Below are 20,173 nucleotides of genomic sequence, written 5' to 3'. Positions count from 1 at the left end.
CAGGATGATTTGGTATGTCGACGGATCGCACCGAGCTCGAAAGCATTGTTCAGGAAGGTTCAGCCTTTGAAACCATCAAGCGCAGGCTGAAAGAGCATGGCGGGCAACTGCGTGAGCAGGTGTCCGGGCTGAACCAGGCCCGCGAAGAGATCTTTGGCAGTGCCGGCATGAACGTGCTGGGCCGGGCCCGGGTGCGAACCGAAAACAACGCCATCGCCAGGGATGTGGTGCGTCTGGGCGACAAGCTGTTGTTCGGTTTCAATCTACAGCTGGGCTTGCGCAAGACGCTGGTGATTGAGGACGTGTTCCGGCTGTACCACCTGAACGACGGCGACAGCGGCTTCGAGATGACCGAAGCGGCCATTGAGGGCTCGTTTCTCAAGGATGAACGCTTCGCCACCGACTTCCGGGAACTCCAGCAGTACTACAACACCGCCACGCTGTCGCAACTGGTGATTCTCAAAGGCATGTTGCTGATGGCGTTTCGCATCGGTGACAAACTCGATGATCTTCGGGTGTTTCGCTGGGAGCTGAAGCCCGATGGTGAGGTCAGCCGCTACATTGATAATCGCGGCGAGCGCGATCTGTCTTTCCCGGAACGTTTCAGTTTTCCCTGGAAAACCGTGGGCCGCGACAGCCAGGTTCAGGGCCGCTCTCCGCACCTGAACATCGCCGACACCCTGTTTGTGGATAACCTGCGGGGCAACATTACTTTCAAGGTGGAGAACAACACCTCCACCGGCGAAGGCATCTACTCGGACCCGGTGGAGTCCGATTCCCAGTCACTGGACGACGCCAGCTTCGATTTTGCCGATCTGGGCGAGATTCTGCTGGTACGGATTCTGCCGTTTAACGAAGAACACTGGCGCTATTACCTGTTCAATCGCACCGAGCGCAAGATCGAGCGCGTTGACGCCATGGCCGGTTCCGTCGCGTCGCTGCCGGACAATCACGGCCTGATTTTTCCGTCGGGTTACTACCTGAGTACCGGCGAGCTGAAAACCTTCCAGATTCCCGACGGGGATTTCCGGCTCAAGCGTACCTTGCGGGCCCCCAACGGCGAAGACATGCTGTATGTCTTCTTCGAACAGCGCACTGGTCAGGTGATCCTGTTCCGCTACAACCTGATTCGCAAACAGGCGGATGTGCCACTGATTGGCCACGGTTACGCCCTGTTCGAAAACGGGCATCTGGTGATTTTCAATGCCGACAAGGAACCTACGCTGGTGCACCCGTTGCAGGTGTGGGAAACGCCGTTCACTTCTGAAAGTTTCCACGCTGCGGCGAACGTCGCCAACGATTCCGAGCTGGCGCGCATTGGCAATCCCGAGCTGGTGCGGGGAATTGCCGAGCTGAATACGGTGGTTACCCTGGTGGAGGGCGCCAGCGCCAGTGAGCGGCATTTCACCAACCTGATTCGTACCGTGGACCGTATTCTGGACCAGTTTTTCTGGCTGTCAGCGCGCCAGGAAGAAGCCCTGTTTGCCGGGTTAAACCAACAGCTCAGCACCATCCGAGGCACCGCAGAGCTGGTGCTGGATGAGTATGAGAAAGTCCAGAGTATTCGCGCCCAGACTGAAGCTGCCATTACCGAGGTCGCTCAGGACCAGGGCGCGCTGATGCGGGAACTGAAACCGGATAGCTGGAAAGCACCGGATCAGTTTGTCAGTTACCTGGCACGTTTGCGCGATCATCGCGGCCGGGTGCGAACCCTCAATGATCGGCGTTACGCCGACAAAGCCCGTATCGACACTCTTGAAGAGGAGCTGGCCGAGGCTGAGGACCGGCTGACCGAGCGCACCTTCCGTTTCCTGGCGTCGCCGGAGGCGCTGGATGGCTACCGCCAGACCCTGACCGAGTTGCAGACTGCGCTGGCCGAGGCCGACAGCCGGGATGCCCTGAAGAAGATTGTCGATCGCTATCGGGAACTGACCGAAGGCCTGGACATGATCCAGGGCATGCTGGCGTCCATGGGCGGTGACGATGCCGCGCTGGAAACGGCGATCACCGATAACATCTCCGGCATCTACGCCACCATCAACCAGCAGCGTTCCGAAGCGGAAATCCGGCTGAAAGAGCAGGGCAGTGCGGAAGCCCGGGCCCAGTTCGCTGCACGTATCCGGCTGTTTGAGCAGAGCCTGGCGAACGGCGTCAGCGCGCTGTCGGATGTGCGCGAATGCGATGGTCTGATGACCCGGATGCTGGATCAGCTGCAGGAGCTGGAAAGCCAGTTTGGCGAATATGACGAGTTCCTGGCGGCCATTCTGGAGCAGCGTGAGAACGCCCATGAGAGCATCGAGGCACGGCGCCAGCAGCTCCAGGATCAGCAACAGCGCCGGGTAACCACGCTCACCGATGCCGCCGCCCGTATTCTCAAGAATCTGGGCCGCCGTACCGAACGTTTCAGCAGCCCGGAAGAGCTGCATGCCTTCTTCGCCTCTGATGCCATGGTTAGCCGGTTGCGCAGCATGGCCGGAGAGTTGCGGGAGCTGGGTGCCGCCATGGAGGCGGACGATTGCTTGGGCCAGCTCAAAGCGGCTCAGGACACCGCCCTGCGCAGCGTTCGGGATAAAGCCGATATCTTTGAGGATGGCGGTGCCGTTATCCGGCTGGGTAAGCACAAGTTCAGCGTTAACCAGCGGGAGCTGGATCTGACCCTGATTCCCCGGGACGATCATGTGCTGCTGCACCTGACTGGGACCCAGTATTACGAGCGCCTGGAGGAGCCCGAGCTGGATCGCCTCCGGGGCTACTGGAACATGAGCCAGCCCTCGGAATCCGACCGGGTGTACCGGGCGGAGTATCTGTCGGCACTGGTGATCGAGGAGTTCCGCAAGACCGGAGACCTGCCGGTCAATGTCGCGGATCTGGATGAGCTGACCGGTTACATCCGCAAGTTCGCCTCGCCCCGATACCGGGAGGGCTACGAAAAAGGCATCCACGATCACGACGCAGCGCTGATTGTCAGTACGCTGTGGCCGGCGATTCAGAACGCCGGGCTGCTGCGCTTCAGCCCCAGGGCGCGGGCACTGGCCATGCTGTTCTGGGCCGGGTTGAGCCAGCAACAGAGCGCGGGCCAGCAACTGCGTTCCCGGTGCCTGTCTGCCGGCATCCTCAGCCGCATGATGCAGTCCGATGAGCTGCTGGAATCCCTGCAACAGGAACTGGAACCGCAGCTCGCAAACTTTGTGGAAGAACAGCAATTGAGCCTGGCCGGGCCGGGCAGCGATGGGCGCAGCCTGGTGCATTCCGCAGCCCAGTACCTGGTACGGCAGCTGGCGGAAGAATCCGAAGCCTTCGATATCACTCGCTATGCCGGGGATCTGGCAACCGGCTTTGTCGAGGCACTGAAACGGGATAACCAGTTTGCCCAGTATCAGCAGGCACTGGAGGTCGTGGCCGATCAGCCGGCCGCTCGCTGGAGCATCACCAGCCACTGGTTGAAAGCCTGGATGGCCAAGACGGATCAGCAGCATCTGCTGCACTATCTTCCGGAGGCCGTGGTCGTGCTGAACGTGGGCGAAACGGTGAAAACCTCGGTCCGCAGTGTGGAACTGGCGTTCCAGATTGAGGGTCTGCTGGGCCAACACCCTCGCATTGAAGAGCGCACGCTCAGCCTGCAACTGGATGAATTTGACGAGCGTCTGCGATATCACCAGCAGGAGATCATTCCTGGCTGGCAGCAGTTGCAGGAGGTGCGGCAACAGGTACTGGAGAAATGGCGTGGCCAGTTACGGCTGGACGAGTTCCGGCCCCGCCCGTTGTCGTCGTTCGTACGTAACAAGCTGATCAGCGAGAGTTACCTGCCGATCATTGGCGATAACCTGGCCAAGCAGATGGGCACGGCGGGTGAAGACCGCCGCACCGACCAGTCCGGGCTGCTGATGATGATCTCGCCGCCGGGCTACGGTAAAACCACGCTGATGGAATACGTGGCCAACCGCCTGGGTCTGATCTTCATGAAGATCAACTGCCCGAGCCTGGGCCACGACGTGATGTCGCTGGATCCCGAAAAGGCACCTCATTCCACCGCCGAAGCAGAGCTGATCAAGCTCAACCTGGCGCTGGAAATGGGCAACAACGTGATGTTGTATCTGGACGATATCCAGCACACTCACCCCGAATTCCTGCAGAAGTTTATCTCCCTGTGTGACGGCACGCGCCGCATAGAAGGGGTGTGGCGCGGCAAGACCCGCACCTACGACATGCGTGGCAAACGTTTCTGTGTGGTGATGGCGGGTAACCCCTACACCGAGAGCGGCGAAGTCTTCAAGGTCCCCGACATGCTCGCCAACCGGGCCGACATCTACAACCTGGGTGACGTGCTCTCGGGCATGGAGCATGCCTTTGCGCTGTCCTACATCGAGAACAGCCTGAGCTCCAACCGGGTGCTGGCACCGCTGGCCACCCGGGGCATGGCGGACTTTTACCGGTTCGCCGATCTGGCCGAAGGCAAAACGGTGGCGGATTCGGACTTTGAACACGACTACAGCGCCGCCGAGCGCGATGAAATCGTTGCCCTGTTGAAGAAAATGATCCGGGTGCGGGAAACCGTGTTGCGGGTCAATCAGGCTTACATTGCCTCCAGCGCCCAGGCAGAAGCGTACCGCACCGAGCCCACCTTCAAGCTGCAGGGCAGTTACCGGAACATGAACAAGCTGGCGGAGAAGCTGTCGCCGGTGATGAGTGACCAGGAACTGGAAGCCCTGATTGATGACCACTACCAGGGCGAGGCTCAGCTGCTGACCTACGGCGCCGAAGAAAACCTGCTCAAGCTCAAGCAGATGCGCGGCACCATGAACGACGAAGAAGCGGCACGCTGGCAGGCCATCTGTGAAGAATACCGCCGCCGTCAGCAAGCCGGTGGCGACGAGGAAACCGGGGTGAAAGTGGTTCGCCAACTGGGGCTGATCTCGGAACATCTGCAGCAACTGGGGCAACAGCTGGTTGCCGGACTGGACAGCGGAAAACACCCGGAACCCGATCTGGACAAGGCTCTGAGCCAGTTGTCCCGTTCCCTCGAAACCGGCCTCAGCGAAGGCCTGCAATCGGTACAGCTGAATCCCGCTGTCACCGTCAACCTGGACAGCCCGCCCCAGGTGGGCGACGCGCTGATGGCCTTCGCCCGGATCTTTGAAGAATCCATTGTGCCGCTGGTGAAAACCATGGATGGCAAGCTGGATCTGGATTTGAAAACCCAGAGTGACATGAGCCGGGTGTTGCGGGTGATCCGGGAGCTGCAGGAGCGTTTGCTGGCCGGTTGACCACGTTGATACCGGGGGCGAATGTCTGGATCGCCCACCCCGGTATCAATGCGTTGGCTTTACTGAGGGATGGTCTGTCCTGAAGACCGGCGCAACTGCTCCATAGCACCAAGACTGGTAAATACTTCCAGGCTACTGACCGGGCTGGCGCCTGCGTCGGCTCCGACATAGTAGTCCGGCATGTCGATGGTTACGTCCTTCAGGGCCGGGTACATTACCTGGGCGATATCGCGCTGGATTTCGGCCATATAGATATCCCGGGCGGCCTGTTTGGCCAGCAGGTGTGCCTTGGCGACTTCGGCTTCCGCCAGGCCTTGCTCACGAATGGCTTTTGCAGCGTAGGTGGCGGCTTCGGCATTGGCTTTCTGGATGCCTCTTTCAGCAACCGAGATTTCCAGCTGCTTCTGTTTCTCCAGCACGGCTACGGCCTTTTCTTTTTCTTTGCGGACGGTCTCCAGTTCTGCCTGCTGGCGCTCCATTTCCACTTCTTTCTGCTTGGAAATAATGGCCAGTTCTTTGCTGCGCTGGGCGTCCTGGATGGCCCTGGCCTTTTCGATCTCTTTTTCCAGCTGCGCGGTTTTGGCTTCGGCGCGGGCGGTTTCCTGGGCCTGGATCGCGGTAATCCGCTTGGCGACCAGGTCCTTCTTTTTCACCAGCAGCTCATCCAGTCGCTTCTCGGGCAGCGGACGACCAATGGTCACCTGGCGTACCTGAATGCCATAAGCATCCAGCGGGTTGGCAATGCGCTTGGCTTGGCCGGCGCTGTCCTGCAGGATGATGTTCTTCCAGACCAGCTGCACTTTCCGCTCCAGCCGGTCGCCGTCGTCATTGGTTGAAGATACGGCAGCCAGGTCGGTCTGCTCCACTTCCACCTGCTGTCGCTCGGTTTCGTAAAGGCCATTCTGCAACTGGTCTTCCAGTTGAACCTTGAACTTGTTCAGACCACCCTGGAAGAACTCTTCGCCGGTGTACTGGGTGGCGGTCACTACGGTCACGTTTTTGGCGTTCTTGATCAGCAGGGAATCGATCAGGTTGTCGTAGCTACGGAACTCACGATGCATAGCCACAATCTTTTCCGGATCTGCTGACAGTCGGAACCGGAAAGTGGCCGGAATCCGGGCGGTGTAGGTGTCAGCGAACTGCACCTCTACTTCGCCCAGCTGCCGGGTGGATTTGATCTTTTCACCACTCTCCTGGTTACCGAAACTCAGGGTCATGGCCTGATTGTAGGTATAAACGTTTGAGAAGAACGGTACCTTGAAGTGCAGGCCGGGCTCGGTGAACACGCGGATGGTGCCAAACAGGGTGTCCTGAACCACATAGGTGTAGCCCAGCTCCGTGGTAAAAAAGGAAGACATGGCCAGGAAGACCGCGAACAGCGAGCTTGCGATGGCCAACAGATATTTTTTCAGATTATTCAGAACAGCAGAGAGCATTTTCTCTGTCCGTGAGATTGCCGGGGCGTCCATTCGATACTCCAGATGGGTTCTTGGGGCGGCAGAATGTACCGGAATGTCGTAAATAGTGTGTAGGAAGATCAGTCAGATTTTTGTGGGAAAAGTCTGCATGTGGCCGGCAGTAACGTCACTGGCTTGAGAGCGCCATGCTGCGGTGGTCGTCCAGGCGCCTACATTAAAGCCGGCCCGTAGGTTAGACTGGCCGGCTTTAAACTGGCGTAAGGAGCCCAACATGATCTGGACCGTATACCTTTCTGGCGAAATCCACACCGACTGGCGCGAGCAGATTGCTGCGGGTGCTGAGGCGGCCGGCCTGCCGGTAGAGTTCACGTCTGCCAATACCGATCACGAATCCAGTGATGCCGCAGGTGACTTCCTGGGCAAGCCGGAAAACAATTTCTGGCGTGACCACCAGTCGTCCAAGGTAAACGCCATCCGCACCAAAACCCTGCTTGAGCAGTGTGATCTGGCGGTCATCCGCTTTGGCGACAAGTACAAGCAGTGGAACGCGGCCTTCGACGCCGGTTATTGTGCGGCCATGGGCACGCCATACATTACCCTGCATGACGAAGACATTGTGCATCCGCTCAAAGAAGTGGACGCCGCCGCCATGGCATGGGCTCAAACGCCGGAACAGGTGGTAGAGCTGCTGAAGTATGTAACGGCTTAAGAGCCGCAATATCGGAATTCTGTAAACAGGGACGTAACAGGGCAAAGGACTATGCCACTCTGCAATACCACCCGTGTCAGGGCGATGCCTCTGGCATTCAGTTTTATTGTTGTATCAATCTTCCTTTCAGCGTTTGGGCACGCCAGTGGCCGGCCGCCGGCTCTTCCGCTCGCCAATGTCTACCATCCCGGGGTCAACCTGGAAGAGTACTGGGTCAGTGAAAAGCTGGACGGTGTCCGGGCATTCTGGGATGGCGAGACGCTCTGGTCTAGGGGCGGGTACAGGTATAGCGCACCGGCCTGGTTTACCCGTCAGTTTCCCGCTCAACCGCTGGATGGCGAACTCTGGAGCGGTCGTGGCCGTTTTGCGGAACTATCTGGCGTAGTCCGCAAAGTTCAGCCAGTAGACCAGGAATGGCGTCAGGTGCGCTTCTACGTCTTTGATTTGCCCGAGCCAGATCGGCCTTTTGAGCAACGCTATAGACGGTTGCAGAAACTCTTGGCAGCGGCGGATTCCCGTTATCTGGTGCTGGTGGAGCAGCGGGTGATTGCCAGCCACGAGGAGCTGATGGCCCGGCTTCAGCAAACGGTAGCAGCCGGTGGTGAAGGACTGATGCTGAAACGCCGGAAAAGTTGGTATCAGGCGGGCCGTTCAGATGACCTGCTCAAGGTGAAAAGCCATCAGGATGCGGAAGCCAGGGTGGTTGCTCATCTTCCCGGTCAGGGCAAGTATGAGGGATTATTGGGGGCACTGGAGGTGGAGCTGGAGAGTGGCCGCCGGTTCCGGCTTGGCACCGGGTTTACCGATGAGGAGCGGCACAATCCGCCTGCTATTGGCGCCCGGGTTACGTTCCGCTATCGCGGCCTCACGGCTACAGGCTTACCCCGGTTCGCCAGCTTTCTAAGAATTCGTAATGACGAACCGGAGAGTATCGAATAGTTCAGCCTGTCAGCGCCTTCTTACTCTTGGCGAGCTCCTCGAGGGTGCTGTATTCACACTCGTTTTCAACGATAAAGCTGCGGCCTGAGTCGATCAGGATGTTGTCATCACGCATGAAACGTCGGCCCAGCAGCACTGGATAAGAGAACTTGCCCCGGTCCGTCAGTGAAAACTGGGTTTCATGGGTTTTACCACCAATACAGAAGTCCATTTTTATCACGTATCTGCGTTGGGACGGCGCGCCCTTGCGCTTGATCAGTACGGTCCGGTATACCGGCCGTTCGAATTCTAGAATCACTTCTTCGTGATCAATATCTCCTTCACTGGGCTGGTCTTCATGGTCGCCCAAGGGCAGTTGGAACCGCACCCATTCTTCATTGTCCTTCTCGAATGGTTCGACATTGACTGCATGCAGGGAGGAGGTCTTGGCACCGGTGTCGAGACGGGCTTTCAGGCGTATGCCGGTTTCGCCCATTACCACCCATTCCACAAACCCCATAACCTCGGGTTCCGGTGTGGCCTCTTCTGTGCTTTCGGCCGATGCCGGAAGCGCGGAAAAAATCAGGCTTGTCAGAGTGAGTAAGAGAACGGCAGATCGCATTAGATGCTTCCTTGTATTTTCCCGGTTAAACGACAAATACGGTTCGGAAGCGTATCAGGATTCCCTCTCTGTCGCCCTTGCCGGCAGATTAAACTTCCTTGAGCCGAAGCGTTGGCAGCCATTCGCCCGTGAGCCGTATTCTGGCCCGATTATCGCCATAGCCTTTGTCCCTGTCAGGCGTACACTGGAGCTATCAACAGGAGATGATGATGGCACCTCAGGTCTCAACCGGGCGAATCCAGCAACAGGTAGCGGCCATCGCCAGTGGCTTTCTTGGCGACTGGCTGGAGCATCGTGGCAATGGTCTTGCCGTTCCTATGTCCGTATTTGCCGGAGATACAGAGCTGCAGGTAGAGAAACCGGAACCCGAGGCGCCCGGTCGTACTTTGTGCCTGTCCATCCACGGACTCATGGAGCTGGAGTCGGTATGGGATTTTCCCTCGCGGCCCGGGCACCACTATGGCAGCCATCTGGCGGAACAGCTTGGCGATGCCAGCGCCCTGAAACTGCGTTTCAACACTGGCCGGCCGATCTATCGGAACGGCCAGGAGCTGGCGGCCCTGCTTGAATCCCTGGTCAGCAACTGGCCCGTCCCGGTACAGCGGTTGATCCTGATCGGGCACAGCATGGGCGGATTGCTGATTCGAAGTGCCTGCCACTACGGCATGGTGAACAATCATGCCTGGATCACCCGGTCACCGGATTGCGTGTACATCGGTTCGCCACACGATGGCTCCTGGTTGGCGGTTGGTGCCCACCGGGCTGCCGGTTGGTTAAATCGGAGATCCCGGGACTATCTGAGGGTGATTGGCGAAGTGATCGACCTGCGTAGCCAGGGTATCCGTAATCTGTCTCGGGGCGATGTCCTGGAGCCCGGTGTGGAGCCCCAGCCACTGTTACCGGAGGCCCGGCACTATGTGGTCAGTGGCCTGCTCCTGCGCGGTCAACAACACCCTGTGAACCTGCTCTTTGGTGACGCCTTGGTGCAGCAGGCCAGTGCTGAAGGCGCTGGCCAATCCGGCTGGCAACTGGCGGGCTGTGCGAATTTTCCGGGTGTGGATCATATCGGCCTGGCACACCATGCATCGGTGTGCCAGCAACTGGAGGACTGGTTGGTATGAACAACGGTAATAGCGACATGCACTGGTGGCTGGGCCTGGTAGATCTTCTCGCTCACGGTGTGCAACACGGCGCGGTGAAACTGCAGCGGGTTCATTTATCGGTAGCCGAAGAAAGCTTTCGGATACTGGAAACTGTGCCGGTTACCCGGCCCGGAGCGAGAGTGGTTCGGGTATGGCACCACGGTATTTCCCGGCTGAGTTACGGCAGTGTGGTGCTAGCGGGAGCTGCCGTTGCGCGGGCTGCTGGCGGTTATCTGCAGGTACGAGATGACAGGAAAGTGAATAAATCTTAGTCCGGTTTTAACCCGGTACCCCTGAATTCTTCTGTAGGCTGGTTTTACGCAATCGGGAAACAGGATTTCCGATTGATCGTTTTGACGAACGGAAAACCCAACCACAGAGGAAAACGCGTTATGAGCTACAAAGCTGGATTTGCGTGTGCAACTGTTCTGACTGCTGCCGTCTTCACTGCCCCTGCTGTCTGGGCTCAGGATAATGTCAGCCGCGACAAGTCAGGACCGTACATCAGTGGTAGTTACGGGGGATACAAGGCCCACGGTGGCGAATTCGAGGACGAGAACGATCTGCTTGGCGCGGCTCTGGGCTATCAGTTCAACGAATTTTTTGCCCTTGAAGCCGAGTACATCGATTTTGGCAATTTCGGCGATGATGACGTGGAAGGCAAGCTCAAAGGCGCGGGCCTGAGTGCCATCGGTCGCCTGCCATTGACCGACAGCTTTGGCGTTTATGCCAAGGCCGGTGCGTTTGCTTCCGCGTTTGATGTTGAAGCCTTCGATGAGGACGAAACCTACGATGAGGTGAATCCTTTTGTCGGTGCCGGTGTCGACTTCCGGGTAACCGAACAGCTGACGGCGTTTGCTGAGTACAACCGCTACAATGTGGACATCGATGAAGACGACTTCAACGGCCAGGTAACCAACGACGGTCCGGATTTCGATACCGGTCGGGTTGGTCTGAAATTCCAGTTCTGACACTGGCGTCAGTCGTTAAAAAAAAGCGCAGCCCTTAGAGGCTGCGCTTTTTTGTATTCAGGCACGGTGAGAATTACTGCTGGTTCTCAAGCTCGCCAAAGGTATCGGCAAACAGGGCCGACGAGAGGTAACGCTCGGCCGAATCCGGCAACACCACCACGATGTTCTTGCCCTGGTGTTCCGGCTGTTTGCTGACCCGAATCGCGGCCACCACCGCAGCCCCGCAGGAAATACCGCACAGAATGCCCTCTTCCCGCATCAGGCGATGGGCCATGGCCATGGCGTCCTCGTTGGACACGGCCTCTACCTGATCGACCAGGTCTAGGTCTAGGTTCTTGGGTACAAAGCCGGCACCGAGACCCTGAATCTTGTGCGGGGAGGGTTTGATCTCGTCGCCCCGCAGTGTCTGGGCAATGACCGGTGAATCCGCCGGCTCCACCGCCACGGTGGTAATACTTTTGCCCCGGGTTTGCTTGATGTATCGGGATACGCCGGTCAGCGTGCCGCCGGTACCAACGCCGGCAACAAAGATATCCACTTCACCGTCGGTATCGTCCCAGATTTCCGGGCCGGTGGTGTCCTCGTGAATCTTCGGGTTAGCGGGATTCTGGAACTGCTGCGGCAGGAAGTGGTTGTCCGGGTCGGAGGCAAAAATATCCTCGGCCTTGGCGATGGCGCCCGGCATACCCTTGGCGGGTTCGGTGAGTACCAGTTCGGCTCCCAGGGCCTTGAGAACCTTGCGCCGCTCCAGACTCATGGAGGCCGGCATGGTGAGAATCAGCTTGTAACCGCGGGCAGCGGCGACATAGGCAAGGGCAATGCCAGTATTACCACTGGTTGGCTCGACAATGGTCATGCCCGGTTTCAGGGTGCCGCGTTTTTCAGCATCCCAGATCATGGCGGAACCAATCCGGCATTTGACCGAGTAGGCCGGGTTCCGGCCTTCGATCTTGGCCCAGATCGTTGCGCCATCGTTTACCCGGTTCAGTTTCACCAGCGGTGTGTTACCGATGGAGAGGGAATTGTCGTTATAGATACGTGCCATGTTCTGCTCCTGTTCCTTATGTCTTGCGTCCGGTCTGTCTTGCTTCCAGGCGGTTTCGACCATTGCCCTTGGCGGCGTAGAGCGCCTGATCGGCCTGCCTCAGATACTCCGCCGGTGAGCCGGTCGGCTCGGGCACGCCATAGGCGAGGCCAATACTGACCGTCAGTTCGATCGGGCTACCCTGGCAGGTATCGCACTGCCGGTTGGCAACCGCTGTCCGGAAACGTTCCAGTCGGTCCATGATATCGGATGCGTCTTCGTAACTGGTGAAAATTATGAATTCCTCACCACCAAAACGCGACAACCGGTCGGTTTCCCGGCGGAAGTGCTCCCGCATCACATCAGCCAGTGCCTGAAGGCACTGGTCACCGGCTTCATGGCCCCAGGTGTCGTTGATTTTCTTGAAGTGGTCGGCATCCACCATGGCCACCGCGAAGCCGGTTTTATGGCGCTGGCACCACTGGAAGCTGCGGGGAAACTCGCGGTCGAAATAGCTGCGATTACCCAGTTGAGTGAGATTGTCGGTTACGCTCAGCCGTGATAATGCTTCGTTGGCCTCGGCCAGCTCCCGGTTCAGGCGGCCGAGCTTGCGATTCCAGTACACCAGCAGAGCCGTTATCACAAGGCCGGCAATCAGAATCTGCCAGAAACGGGTGTAATCAACCCGTTCCTCAATCCGGAGATTACGCCAGGTACTCTCCAGGTTTTCCCTCTCCTCTCGAGTGAGGCTGGAAACCAGCCGCTGCATGATGTTGTGCAGTATAGGCTCGTCATTTCGAGTAGCAATGGCCAGAGACCAGTCGGCAGGAACCCGGCCGATCACTTTCAGGTCGGCCAGGCCGAGTGACTGCATGTAATAACTGGCGGTCGCCAGCGTGGTGATGTAGCCGGCCAGTTTGCCGTTTTGCAGCTGCCGTAACCCTTCTTGCTCGGAGCCAACCGGAACAAGCTGCAGCGAGGGGTAACGTTGCTTGAGGAGCTCGGCAAACGCGTAGCCGTCGACCACGCCAACGGGCCTGTCTCCCATATCACTCAGCCGTTCTATAAACGGTGCCTCAATACGCCCCATGATGACATTAGGCACTTCAAGGTAGGGTGTGGTGAAGCTCATATAGCTGGTGCGTTCCGGGGTTTCCATAGCCAGAGGGAACATGTCACAGCGGCGGTCGCGGGCGGCGTCGATGGATTCCCGCCAGCTGTCGGTTGGCACCAGTTGGAAATTGAGGTCACCCCGTTCCCGGAACAGCTCCAGTACCTGGGCTGAGAGTCCAACATGCTGGCCATTCTCGACAGCTTCCAGTGGGCTCCAGTCCGGATCGACACAAATACGGACTCTGCGATTATGCTGTCGCAGCCAGTCGGATTCCGTTTCGTTCCACTCAATTCGGCCACTCGGTTGATCTGCCCGGCGGGCCGTGGCGCCGAGCCAGCGGGTTTCGATGGTTCTCTGTTCGGTGGGTGAGATTGACGCCAGAGCCTGGTTCAGGATATCTGCCAGGGGCGACAGGGTCGGCCGGATGCCGAAACGCAGGTCCTCTCCGGTGAAACCGGGAAGTAACAGTTCGCCGGCAATACGTACGCCGCTGATGCCAAGTTCATGTATCCAGTAATTGCCCGAATGCAGGGCATTGATCACCACATCCACGTCGCCCTTGGCCAGTGCCTGGAACATGGGCTCCTGAGCACTGAAGGTGAGCAGGTTGTCTGTGCCCAGAATTTCTTTCACTGCGTCTTCGTAATAGATGCCGGCACCAATGGCCAGGCGGTAGTCGCCCAAGTCCTCCAGCCGGGTGTAGTTCAGGCTGTCACTTTGGGTAAAAACAACATTGGGAATTGTATGATAGGGCTCGGTGAAACGGGCAAAGGCTTCCCGTTCCGGGCGATAGGACATGTTCGCCATGATATCGATATCGCCGTTCTGCAGCATTGGAATCAGCTCGTCCCACTGGCCGCGTACCGGAATAATCTGCAGGCCGGTAAGGTCGGCCAGACGATCCATAACGTCCACGCTCAGGCCCAGGGTTCGGCCGCCATCGGTAAAGCTGAACGGAGCATAATCGTCCATGAAACCAACTCGAACCGGCCCGAGGCTGGCCAGGAACCGTAGTTGTTCGGAACTTAAAGGCAGCCTGGCGGATTGTTCCGAAGAATAGCCACCGAACTCCTGCCAGCGTTCGCGCAGATTACTCAGGCGGTTTGTCGGAATGGCATCCAGCCCGGCCTGTAAACGGTCTAGAAGTAGCTGGTCGCCAACTCTGACGCCAATTCGAAAGTCTTCCCGCGATAACTGGTTCAGCGGTGCGGGCCCGGCCATCTCCAGAAAACGGAAGCCGGCCTGGTTGGCCAGGTACTCCATAGTCAGGCGTGGGCCAACGGCTACATCCACCCAGCCAAAGGCCAGGGCCCGCACCAGGCTGGGCAGGGTGTCGTAGGTCTGTATGGTGAGGTCTTCTTCCTGCAGCCGATCCAGGTAGTATATGTTCTCCACCACCCCGATCTTCAGGCCTGCCAGGTCCTTCAGATTCTGGATTGGGGGCAGGTAACGAGCGCTGTCGCGCATCAGGTAGACTTCGCGAAAATGGTAGGGTTCGGTAAACAGGATCTTTTCAGCCCGCTCCGGGCGCCAGGAAATACCATCAATGGCGTCCAGATCGCCCCGCAGGAATGCCGCGTAAATGTCTGGCCAGCTGCCGGCCCGGAAATCGAAGGTCAGGTTGGCGTTACGAGCGACTTCTCGCAGGACGTCAATGGAAAATCCCGTTGGGATGCGTCCCTCGAAAAAACTGTATGGTTCGTTATCGGCGACTACGCCGATGGTAATCACCGGAGGTCTGTCCGCAGGGGACTCTGCCCGGGCGAGCCCGGCAACAACCAACAACAATAGCAGAGCCATGAAAGATAGCCGGGAGACGACTAAGATCGGGCGCTGTAGCGTTGAAAACGTGGGGACTGTCAAAATGAACCTTCTATGTTGCTTACCGCTACAGTGTAGTTGCAAATCGTAACCTCTGACAGTCATAACTGGCCAGAATTCATACAGACTTTGTGAAATCTTCAACGAGGAACCGCAGCCCATGGCAGAACAGGCGTTTGATTGGCAACACACACCAGCCGCCGTCTGGCGGAGGCATCGTTCAGGCTTGCGGGCCATTCGCCGGCTGGACCCGGTGCAGTGGCCGGCGCTGACCGGCATCGACCACCAGAAGCAGGCACTGGCAAGGAACACCGAACGTTTTCTGGCGGGTGAGCCCTCCAATAATGCGCTGCTCTGGGGATCGCGGGGGACGGGCAAATCTTCGCTGATCAAGGCCTTGCTGAACCGCTATTGCGATCAGGGCTTGCGCATGATCGAGGTGGACAAGGACGACCTGGTCAATCTGCCTGAAATTGTCGACGACATCTGCGATCTGCCGTTCCGGTTTGTCATCTATTGTGACGACCTGTCGTTTGATGTGGGGGAGTCTGGTTACAAGGCATTGAAAAGCGTGCTGGAAGGCTCACTGGAGCTGCCGCCGGAGAATGTGCGGGTGTATGCCACGTCTAATCGGCGCCACTTGATGCCGGAGTTCATGAGCGACAACCTCAAAAGCGAAGTCCGGGATGGCGAACTGCATCCGGCCGAGGCTATTGAGGAGCAGGTGTCGCTGGCCGACAGGTTCGGTCTTCAGTTGTCGTTCTACCCGTTTTCGCAGGATGTCTATCTGCAGGCGGTGGATCTGCTGTTTTCCCAGGTACAGGACCGTGAAGCTCTGCACCTGGAGGCGGTGCGTTTTGCCACCGGCAAGGGCGTGCGCAATGGCCGCACTGCCCAGCAGTTCTATCGCCAGTTCGCCGGCGACCCGCGCTTCTGCTGAACCGCTACTGCCGGCGTGCCATGCGGATGAAACGATGGTGGATGATGCGGATGCCGATGAACACCAGTACCATCACCACCGGTATGGCCAGGGCTGTCACCAGCGACTCGTTGATCGGTAGCCCGGTGCCCTTCAGGGCGTCCAGCCCAAGTTTCAACAGGCCAATCAGGTAATAGGAGATGGCCACCACAGAGAAGCCTTCCACGGTATGCTGCATCATCAGCTGAATGCGGGAACGGCGGTCCATGGAACTGAGCAGTTGCTGGTTCTGGCTCTGGATGGCCAGCTCAACCCGGGTGCGCATCATTTCAGAGGCCCGGTCGACCCGGCGTGACAGATCTTCCAGGCGTTCGTTGACGGCTTCGCAGGTTTTTACCGCCGGGGTCAGGCGCCGGGTCATGAATTCCGTGATGGTCAGATGGCCGGAGACTTCGTCTTCTCGTAGTTCCTCCAGTCGGGTCAGTACCAGCCGGTGATAGGCCCGGGTTGCCGAGAACCGGAAGGTGGTATGGGCACGGTAGGCTTCGATTCGGGCTGCGATGTTGGTCAGTTCGGCCAGAATCTGCTGTTCATCCAGGCTCTCGTTGTCCGCCAGGGACTGAGTGATGCGGGCAAGCTGCTGATCCATGTCGTTCAGGGAAGGAGTGATTTCCCGGGCCACGGGTAAGGCCAGCAACGACATCAGTCGATAGGTCTCGATTTCCATCAAACGCTGAACCAGGCGACCAAGCTGGCTGTTGGACATATGGTGGTTCAGCACCATGAACCGCCCGAAATTGTCGCTGTGCAACTGGAATGAGCCGAGTACCCGGGCTGCCCCTTCCTGCGGGCTGCTACCCACCAGGCGCATACCTTCAAAATGTTTGCGCATAAAGGCCAGCTCGCTGCGTGCGTCCTCTGAGGAGGCGCGCACCTCAACGTGAAAGGCCCCCACCACGGTACCCTCCAGCTGCGCCAGCCAGCCGTCCGGCAACAGGCTCAAGCCGGTTTCCGCAAACGGATCCGCGTCTGAATCGGCCAGATTGATGAAGGTGTAGGAGGTAAACTCCATATGCACTTCACGCCGGATCCGAAGCTTGCCGAAGCTCTGTTCGTAGCAGCTTACCTCTTGCTCCGGCCAGGGTTCACCCAGCAGCCGGTGCAGTTTCTGGAGATGTTCAAACTGCCGGGTTCGCTGTTCCGGTGTGGTGATCACCGCAATCTGAGTGACCCGGGCATGGGGCGGAATAATCTGGAACGGTCGGGAATGAAGTTCCTGGTACAGATCCGCCCGGAGCGGGTGAAAATCCAGGCTGCTGGTGTCGGCACTCACGGTAATGTCCTTGCTTTGGCCTCGGTAGCGGGGATGATAACCCGGAAGCAGACCCCGTCAATGCCACTCTGGTGCTGGTTTCTGGCCTCTACCCGGCCACCATGGTAGTCGGCAATCAGTCGCACGATCAGCAAGCCCTGGCCAAGATGCCCGTCGTGGGCACCGCTGCGTTGCGAGACGAACGCGCCGAAAATATCGACGCCGTCATGGTCAGGCAGTCGGGAGCCTTCGTTAAACACCTCGATCAGGTAATGGCCATCGTGAATGTGCAGGCAAACATCAATGCCGCCGCCTTCTGGCGTAAAGTCCCTGGCGTTGTCCACCAGCTTGTCGAGCATCTGCACCAGCATTTCCGGCGAGCCGTTCATCACACAGTCAGAAGCCGGGCCTGAATAAACGATTCGATGCCCGGTATCCAACTGCTGGTACGCGGAGGTGGCTTCGGCCAGCACCCGGGCCAGATCGAACGGCTCTTTTTCGGTGTCCTCAAAGCTCTGCTCCAGCCGGGCGGCTTCACTCATGCTGTGCAGGATACGTCGCAGGCGTTCGGTGGCGGTAGCTGCACGCTCAAGGTATTGCTGCCGTTCTTTCTCGGCGACTCCCTGGGCCAGGTTCTCAAGGGAAGAGCGCACCACCGCGACCGGGGTTTTCAGCTCGTGGGAGAGGCGTCTGGAAAAGCTCTCCAGATACTGATTGTAGTTTTGCAGGCGGGCTACCATCTGGGCAAAGTGCTGCTGCAGTTGCCCGAGTTCGTCCCGGCTTCGGGGTGAGGGAATGGCGGCCAGAATGCGACCATCGTCATCGACACTGGCCTCAACCAGTGCCTGCAGCCGCGTAATGCGCCAGGAGAGCCAGCTGGCATAACCCAGAAGCACCAGCATCAATGCCAGAATGATCAACAGGCTCCGGGCCAGAACGCTCCCCAGGGTTGAACCGGACAGGGTCAGTAACTGATCCAGGGACTGCTCCAGTAACAGGATTCGGCCGCCGAACAACTCATGCCGCGTGGCCAGCCAGACCGAGCCATCGTCGTGTCGAACCAGACCGTTGTCGGGCAACCGCGTCATCTCCAGCCGATTGTTTTCCTTCGGCAAGTGCATCGGTTCCGGCTGATACAGGCGAATCAGCCCACTCAGTGCGTTGAGGCTGATCTGTTCCAGAATCTGCCCGGGGGACAAATCATCAAACACCGAGGCTGCGGCTGGCGCAGCGACCCGACTGTGGGCCAGTATCCAGGACCCCGGTTCCAGTACTGTGGCCTGCTGTCCGGGGCTGATCTGACTCTTCAGCAGGTGCTCCAGACGGTTGTCCTGTTGCACCAGCAGCGGTGGTGGCGCCAGTGTTGTGCCCGTGTTGTTGTTTGGCTGACCTTCCCTGGTGGCCTGAAAGCCAAGCCTGCTGCCTGGTGATGGCAAGGGGAGCTTCAGTTCCAGTTCCCAGCTTGCGCCTTTGTCCTGCCAACTGGCCTGTAGCCGGTGATCTCTGGCTTGTGCCGGCTCAGCCCGGTACACCGGTACGTCACCAGGGGCCACCGCACGGATAAACCAGCGTTGCCCCTGGTTGTGGGCGCCCAGTTCCCGGGCCGGGGCCTGAAGCCATAATTCGAAGCGTTCATGGGCCTGGTCTGGGCGGGCGGGATTATAGAGCGCCAGGCCCTGATCCAGTCGCTGGATCAGCAAATACAGGAACTGGTCATCGTGACTGGCCTGCCAGCGTAACGGGGATGTTGTGCCGGCGGTTTGCCAGGGGGCAGGCTGGTCACCATCGTCGAATCCGGGCCACTCATGGCCGTAGCCATCGATGGTGATGGCCTGGTCGGTACTGCCTGCGTAGATGGCGCCCTGGGCGGTGGCGACCGGGGTATCCAGCAGCCGGTCGCCGGCCACGTCTGCCAGACGGGCACCCTGGGCCTGAAGCTGCTGCAGGGCCTGTTGGCGCAGGGCGCTGTCCAGTTCCAGCACAAAGCGTAGCCCGGCCCAGGGAACCAGCAGCATCAGCAAACTGGCCAGTAGCAACTGCCGTTTCAGGCTCAAGACTCAGACCTCACGGGCATTCCAGCGGTAGCCCATGCCATAGGCGGTCTGAATGCCGTCGAACTGGTCATCGAGCTGGCTGAACTTGCGGCGGATACGCTTGATGTGGGACGTCACGGTATTGTCATCGAGCACGGTGCTGGCGGCTTCCATCAGCTGCTCGCGGCTGCGTACATGGCCCGGGTGCTGAACCAGGGCATGCAACATCCAGAACTCAGTCACGGTCAGGTCCACAGGCTGGCCCTGCCAGGTTACCGTCATCCGGTCCACATTCAGGGTCAGCTTGCCCCGCGTGAGGATGTCATCGGGTTTCTGCAGAGCTTCGGCCCAGGCTTCCGCGCGCCGAAGCAGGGCGGTGATGCGCGCCAGCAGGTGTTCCAGACTCATGTCTTTGGTGACGTAATCGTCGGCGCCCAGCCTCAGGCCGTGCACAGAGTCGATGTCGCTGTCGCGTGCGGTCAGGAAAATAATCGGCAGGGTGGCAGACAGGCTGCGCAGATCCTGGCACAAGGTAAAGCCCCCCTCGGCTTCTTCGCCCAGCCCGACATCGATAATTGCCAGATCTGGCAGGCTCTGGCGCAGCACCTGCCAGGCCGCTGGCCGGTCGCCATAGGTGGATACCCGGTAACCCCGGCGTTCGAAGGCCGCGCGATAGTTGTCGCGGATGCCGGCTTCATCCTCAATCAGGACGATGTGCTTCTTCATGGTCGGTTCAGTCTGCCTTGTTGACGAAATCGCAGTGCCATTAAATCACGCTGACCATGGCACACAAGCGATGTAGAAGCCATTGCCATAATTCATCATTTTTCATCGTCGGCCTGCCTGTTTCTGCCATCGGGTTGCCCCGTGGCAGAGCTGAAATAGTGGCATCACTATCAAGACAAG

Annotated in this window: 14 protein-coding genes; 7 read left to right on the top strand and 7 right to left on the bottom strand. The window is 58.7% G+C overall.

Going from position 1 to position 20,173, the window contains the following annotated elements:
* Positions 1 to 14 precede the first annotated feature (14 nt).
* Positions 15 to 5,264 (top strand): DNA repair ATPase, encoded by a 5,250-nt coding sequence (locus OZ656_RS19180; RefSeq protein WP_379944804.1) that lies wholly within the window; start codon positions 15 to 17, stop codon positions 5,262 to 5,264.
* Positions 5,265 to 5,323: 59 nt separating this feature from the next.
* Here the strand turns inward: OZ656_RS19180 and OZ656_RS19175 are convergent, their stop codons facing one another.
* On the bottom strand, positions 5,324 to 6,733 hold the full coding sequence (locus OZ656_RS19175; RefSeq protein ID WP_379944803.1) for an SPFH domain-containing protein: 1,410 nt from the start codon (positions 6,731 to 6,733) through the stop codon (positions 5,324 to 5,326).
* A gap of 220 nt (positions 6,734 to 6,953) precedes the next feature.
* Between OZ656_RS19175 and OZ656_RS19170 the strand changes: the two genes are divergently transcribed.
* Both OZ656_RS19170 and OZ656_RS19165 read left to right on the top strand, forming a co-directional pair.
* Complete coding sequence (locus OZ656_RS19170) at positions 6,954 to 7,391, top strand: YtoQ family protein (protein ID WP_014422944.1); 438 nt, start codon at positions 6,954 to 6,956, stop codon at positions 7,389 to 7,391.
* Between the two features lie 51 nt (positions 7,392 to 7,442).
* Positions 7,443 to 8,330 carry a DNA ligase gene (locus tag OZ656_RS19165; protein WP_379944802.1) on the top strand — a complete coding sequence of 296 codons (888 nt, stop codon included), beginning with the start codon at positions 7,443 to 7,445 and terminating at the stop codon, positions 8,328 to 8,330.
* A gap of 1 nt (position 8,331) precedes the next feature.
* Here OZ656_RS19165 and OZ656_RS19160 read toward each other — a convergent pair whose 3' ends face one another.
* Positions 8,332 to 8,931: an ATP-dependent zinc protease gene (locus tag OZ656_RS19160; RefSeq protein WP_278350962.1), complete on the bottom strand. Its 600-nt coding sequence runs from the start codon at positions 8,929 to 8,931 to the stop codon at positions 8,332 to 8,334.
* 203 nt (positions 8,932 to 9,134) lie between these two features.
* Here OZ656_RS19160 and OZ656_RS19155 point away from each other — a divergent pair, with 203 nt between their 5' ends.
* The 3 genes from OZ656_RS19155 to OZ656_RS19145 all read left to right on the top strand — a co-directional run bounded on the left by OZ656_RS19155 (position 9,135) and on the right by OZ656_RS19145 (position 11,044).
* On the top strand, positions 9,135 to 10,052 hold the full coding sequence (locus OZ656_RS19155; RefSeq protein WP_288589729.1) for a triacylglycerol lipase: 918 nt from the start codon (positions 9,135 to 9,137) through the stop codon (positions 10,050 to 10,052).
* Positions 10,049 to 10,345: a hypothetical protein gene (locus OZ656_RS19150; RefSeq protein WP_278350964.1), complete on the top strand. Its 297-nt coding sequence runs from the start codon at positions 10,049 to 10,051 to the stop codon at positions 10,343 to 10,345. Before OZ656_RS19155 ends, OZ656_RS19150 begins: the two co-directional genes overlap by 4 nt.
* A gap of 120 nt (positions 10,346 to 10,465) precedes the next feature.
* On the top strand, positions 10,466 to 11,044 hold the full coding sequence (locus tag OZ656_RS19145) for an outer membrane beta-barrel protein (RefSeq protein WP_011787098.1): 579 nt from the start codon (positions 10,466 to 10,468) through the stop codon (positions 11,042 to 11,044).
* A 73-nt stretch (positions 11,045 to 11,117) separates the two neighbouring features.
* On the opposite strand, the gene cysK is transcribed toward OZ656_RS19145, so the two are convergent.
* Together cysK and OZ656_RS19135 are read right to left on the bottom strand one after the other, a co-directional pair.
* Entirely contained in the window at positions 11,118 to 12,089 is a 972-nt protein-coding gene (cysK, locus tag OZ656_RS19140; RefSeq protein WP_288589728.1) for a cysteine synthase A, read from the bottom strand.
* A 16-nt stretch (positions 12,090 to 12,105) separates the two neighbouring features.
* A complete protein-coding gene (locus OZ656_RS19135; protein WP_286894574.1) occupies positions 12,106 to 14,982 on the bottom strand; it encodes a transporter substrate-binding domain-containing protein in 2,877 nt (958 codons plus the stop codon).
* Between the two features lie 181 nt (positions 14,983 to 15,163).
* Between OZ656_RS19135 and OZ656_RS19130 the strand changes: the two genes are divergently transcribed.
* Positions 15,164 to 15,943: an ATP-binding protein gene (locus tag OZ656_RS19130; protein ID WP_023012126.1), complete on the top strand. Its 780-nt coding sequence runs from the start codon at positions 15,164 to 15,166 to the stop codon at positions 15,941 to 15,943.
* 4 nt (positions 15,944 to 15,947) lie between these two features.
* Here the strand turns inward: OZ656_RS19130 and OZ656_RS19125 are convergent, their stop codons facing one another.
* Genes OZ656_RS19125 through pdsR form a run of 3 tightly spaced genes read right to left on the bottom strand, consistent with a single transcriptional unit; the run spans position 15,948 to position 19,993 of the window.
* Positions 15,948 to 17,255, bottom strand: coding sequence for a DUF3422 family protein (locus tag OZ656_RS19125; protein ID WP_022993258.1), 1,308 nt, complete (start codon positions 17,253 to 17,255; stop codon positions 15,948 to 15,950).
* Positions 17,252 to 19,288, bottom strand: coding sequence for a proteobacterial dedicated sortase system histidine kinase (gene pdsS, locus OZ656_RS19120; protein ID WP_379944801.1), 2,037 nt, complete (start codon positions 19,286 to 19,288; stop codon positions 17,252 to 17,254). The genes OZ656_RS19125 and pdsS overlap by 4 nt, the downstream gene beginning before the upstream one ends.
* 3 nt (positions 19,289 to 19,291) lie before the next feature.
* On the bottom strand, positions 19,292 to 19,993 hold the full coding sequence (gene pdsR, locus OZ656_RS19115) for a proteobacterial dedicated sortase system response regulator (RefSeq protein WP_121207879.1): 702 nt from the start codon (positions 19,991 to 19,993) through the stop codon (positions 19,292 to 19,294).
* Between the last annotated feature and the right edge of the window lie 180 nt (positions 19,994 to 20,173).

This window comes from Marinobacter sp. LM1 (assembly GCF_042763285.1).
Taxonomy (GTDB): Bacteria; Pseudomonadota; Gammaproteobacteria; order Pseudomonadales; family Oleiphilaceae; genus Marinobacter; species Marinobacter nauticus.
The sequence above is the reverse complement of the archived record's forward strand: the minus strand, read 5'-3'. Positions and strand labels throughout refer to the sequence as shown.

What these genes read in the sequence shown, in the direction of transcription:
- OZ656_RS19180 (WP_379944804.1), top strand. Translation starts at nt 15, where the DNA reads ATGTCGACGGATCGCACCGAGCTCGAAAGCATTGTTCAGGAAGGTTCA.
- OZ656_RS19135 (WP_286894574.1), bottom strand. Translation starts at nt 14,982, where the DNA reads ATGGCTCTGCTATTGTTGTTGGTTGTTGCCGGGCTCGCCCGGGCAGAG.
- OZ656_RS19175 (WP_379944803.1), bottom strand. Translation starts at nt 6,733, where the DNA reads ATGGACGCCCCGGCAATCTCACGGACAGAGAAAATGCTCTCTGCTGTT.
- OZ656_RS19130 (WP_023012126.1), top strand. Translation starts at nt 15,164, where the DNA reads ATGGCAGAACAGGCGTTTGATTGGCAACACACACCAGCCGCCGTCTGG.
- OZ656_RS19170 (WP_014422944.1), top strand. Translation starts at nt 6,954, where the DNA reads ATGATCTGGACCGTATACCTTTCTGGCGAAATCCACACCGACTGGCGC.
- OZ656_RS19150 (WP_278350964.1), top strand. Translation starts at nt 10,049, where the DNA reads ATGAACAACGGTAATAGCGACATGCACTGGTGGCTGGGCCTGGTAGAT.
- OZ656_RS19155 (WP_288589729.1), top strand. Translation starts at nt 9,135, where the DNA reads ATGATGATGGCACCTCAGGTCTCAACCGGGCGAATCCAGCAACAGGTA.
- OZ656_RS19145 (WP_011787098.1), top strand. Translation starts at nt 10,466, where the DNA reads ATGAGCTACAAAGCTGGATTTGCGTGTGCAACTGTTCTGACTGCTGCC.
- cysK (WP_288589728.1), bottom strand. Translation starts at nt 12,089, where the DNA reads ATGGCACGTATCTATAACGACAATTCCCTCTCCATCGGTAACACACCG.
- OZ656_RS19160 (WP_278350962.1), bottom strand. Translation starts at nt 8,931, where the DNA reads ATGCGATCTGCCGTTCTCTTACTCACTCTGACAAGCCTGATTTTTTCC.
- OZ656_RS19165 (WP_379944802.1), top strand. Translation starts at nt 7,443, where the DNA reads ATGCCACTCTGCAATACCACCCGTGTCAGGGCGATGCCTCTGGCATTC.
- pdsR (WP_121207879.1), bottom strand. Translation starts at nt 19,993, where the DNA reads ATGAAGAAGCACATCGTCCTGATTGAGGATGAAGCCGGCATCCGCGAC.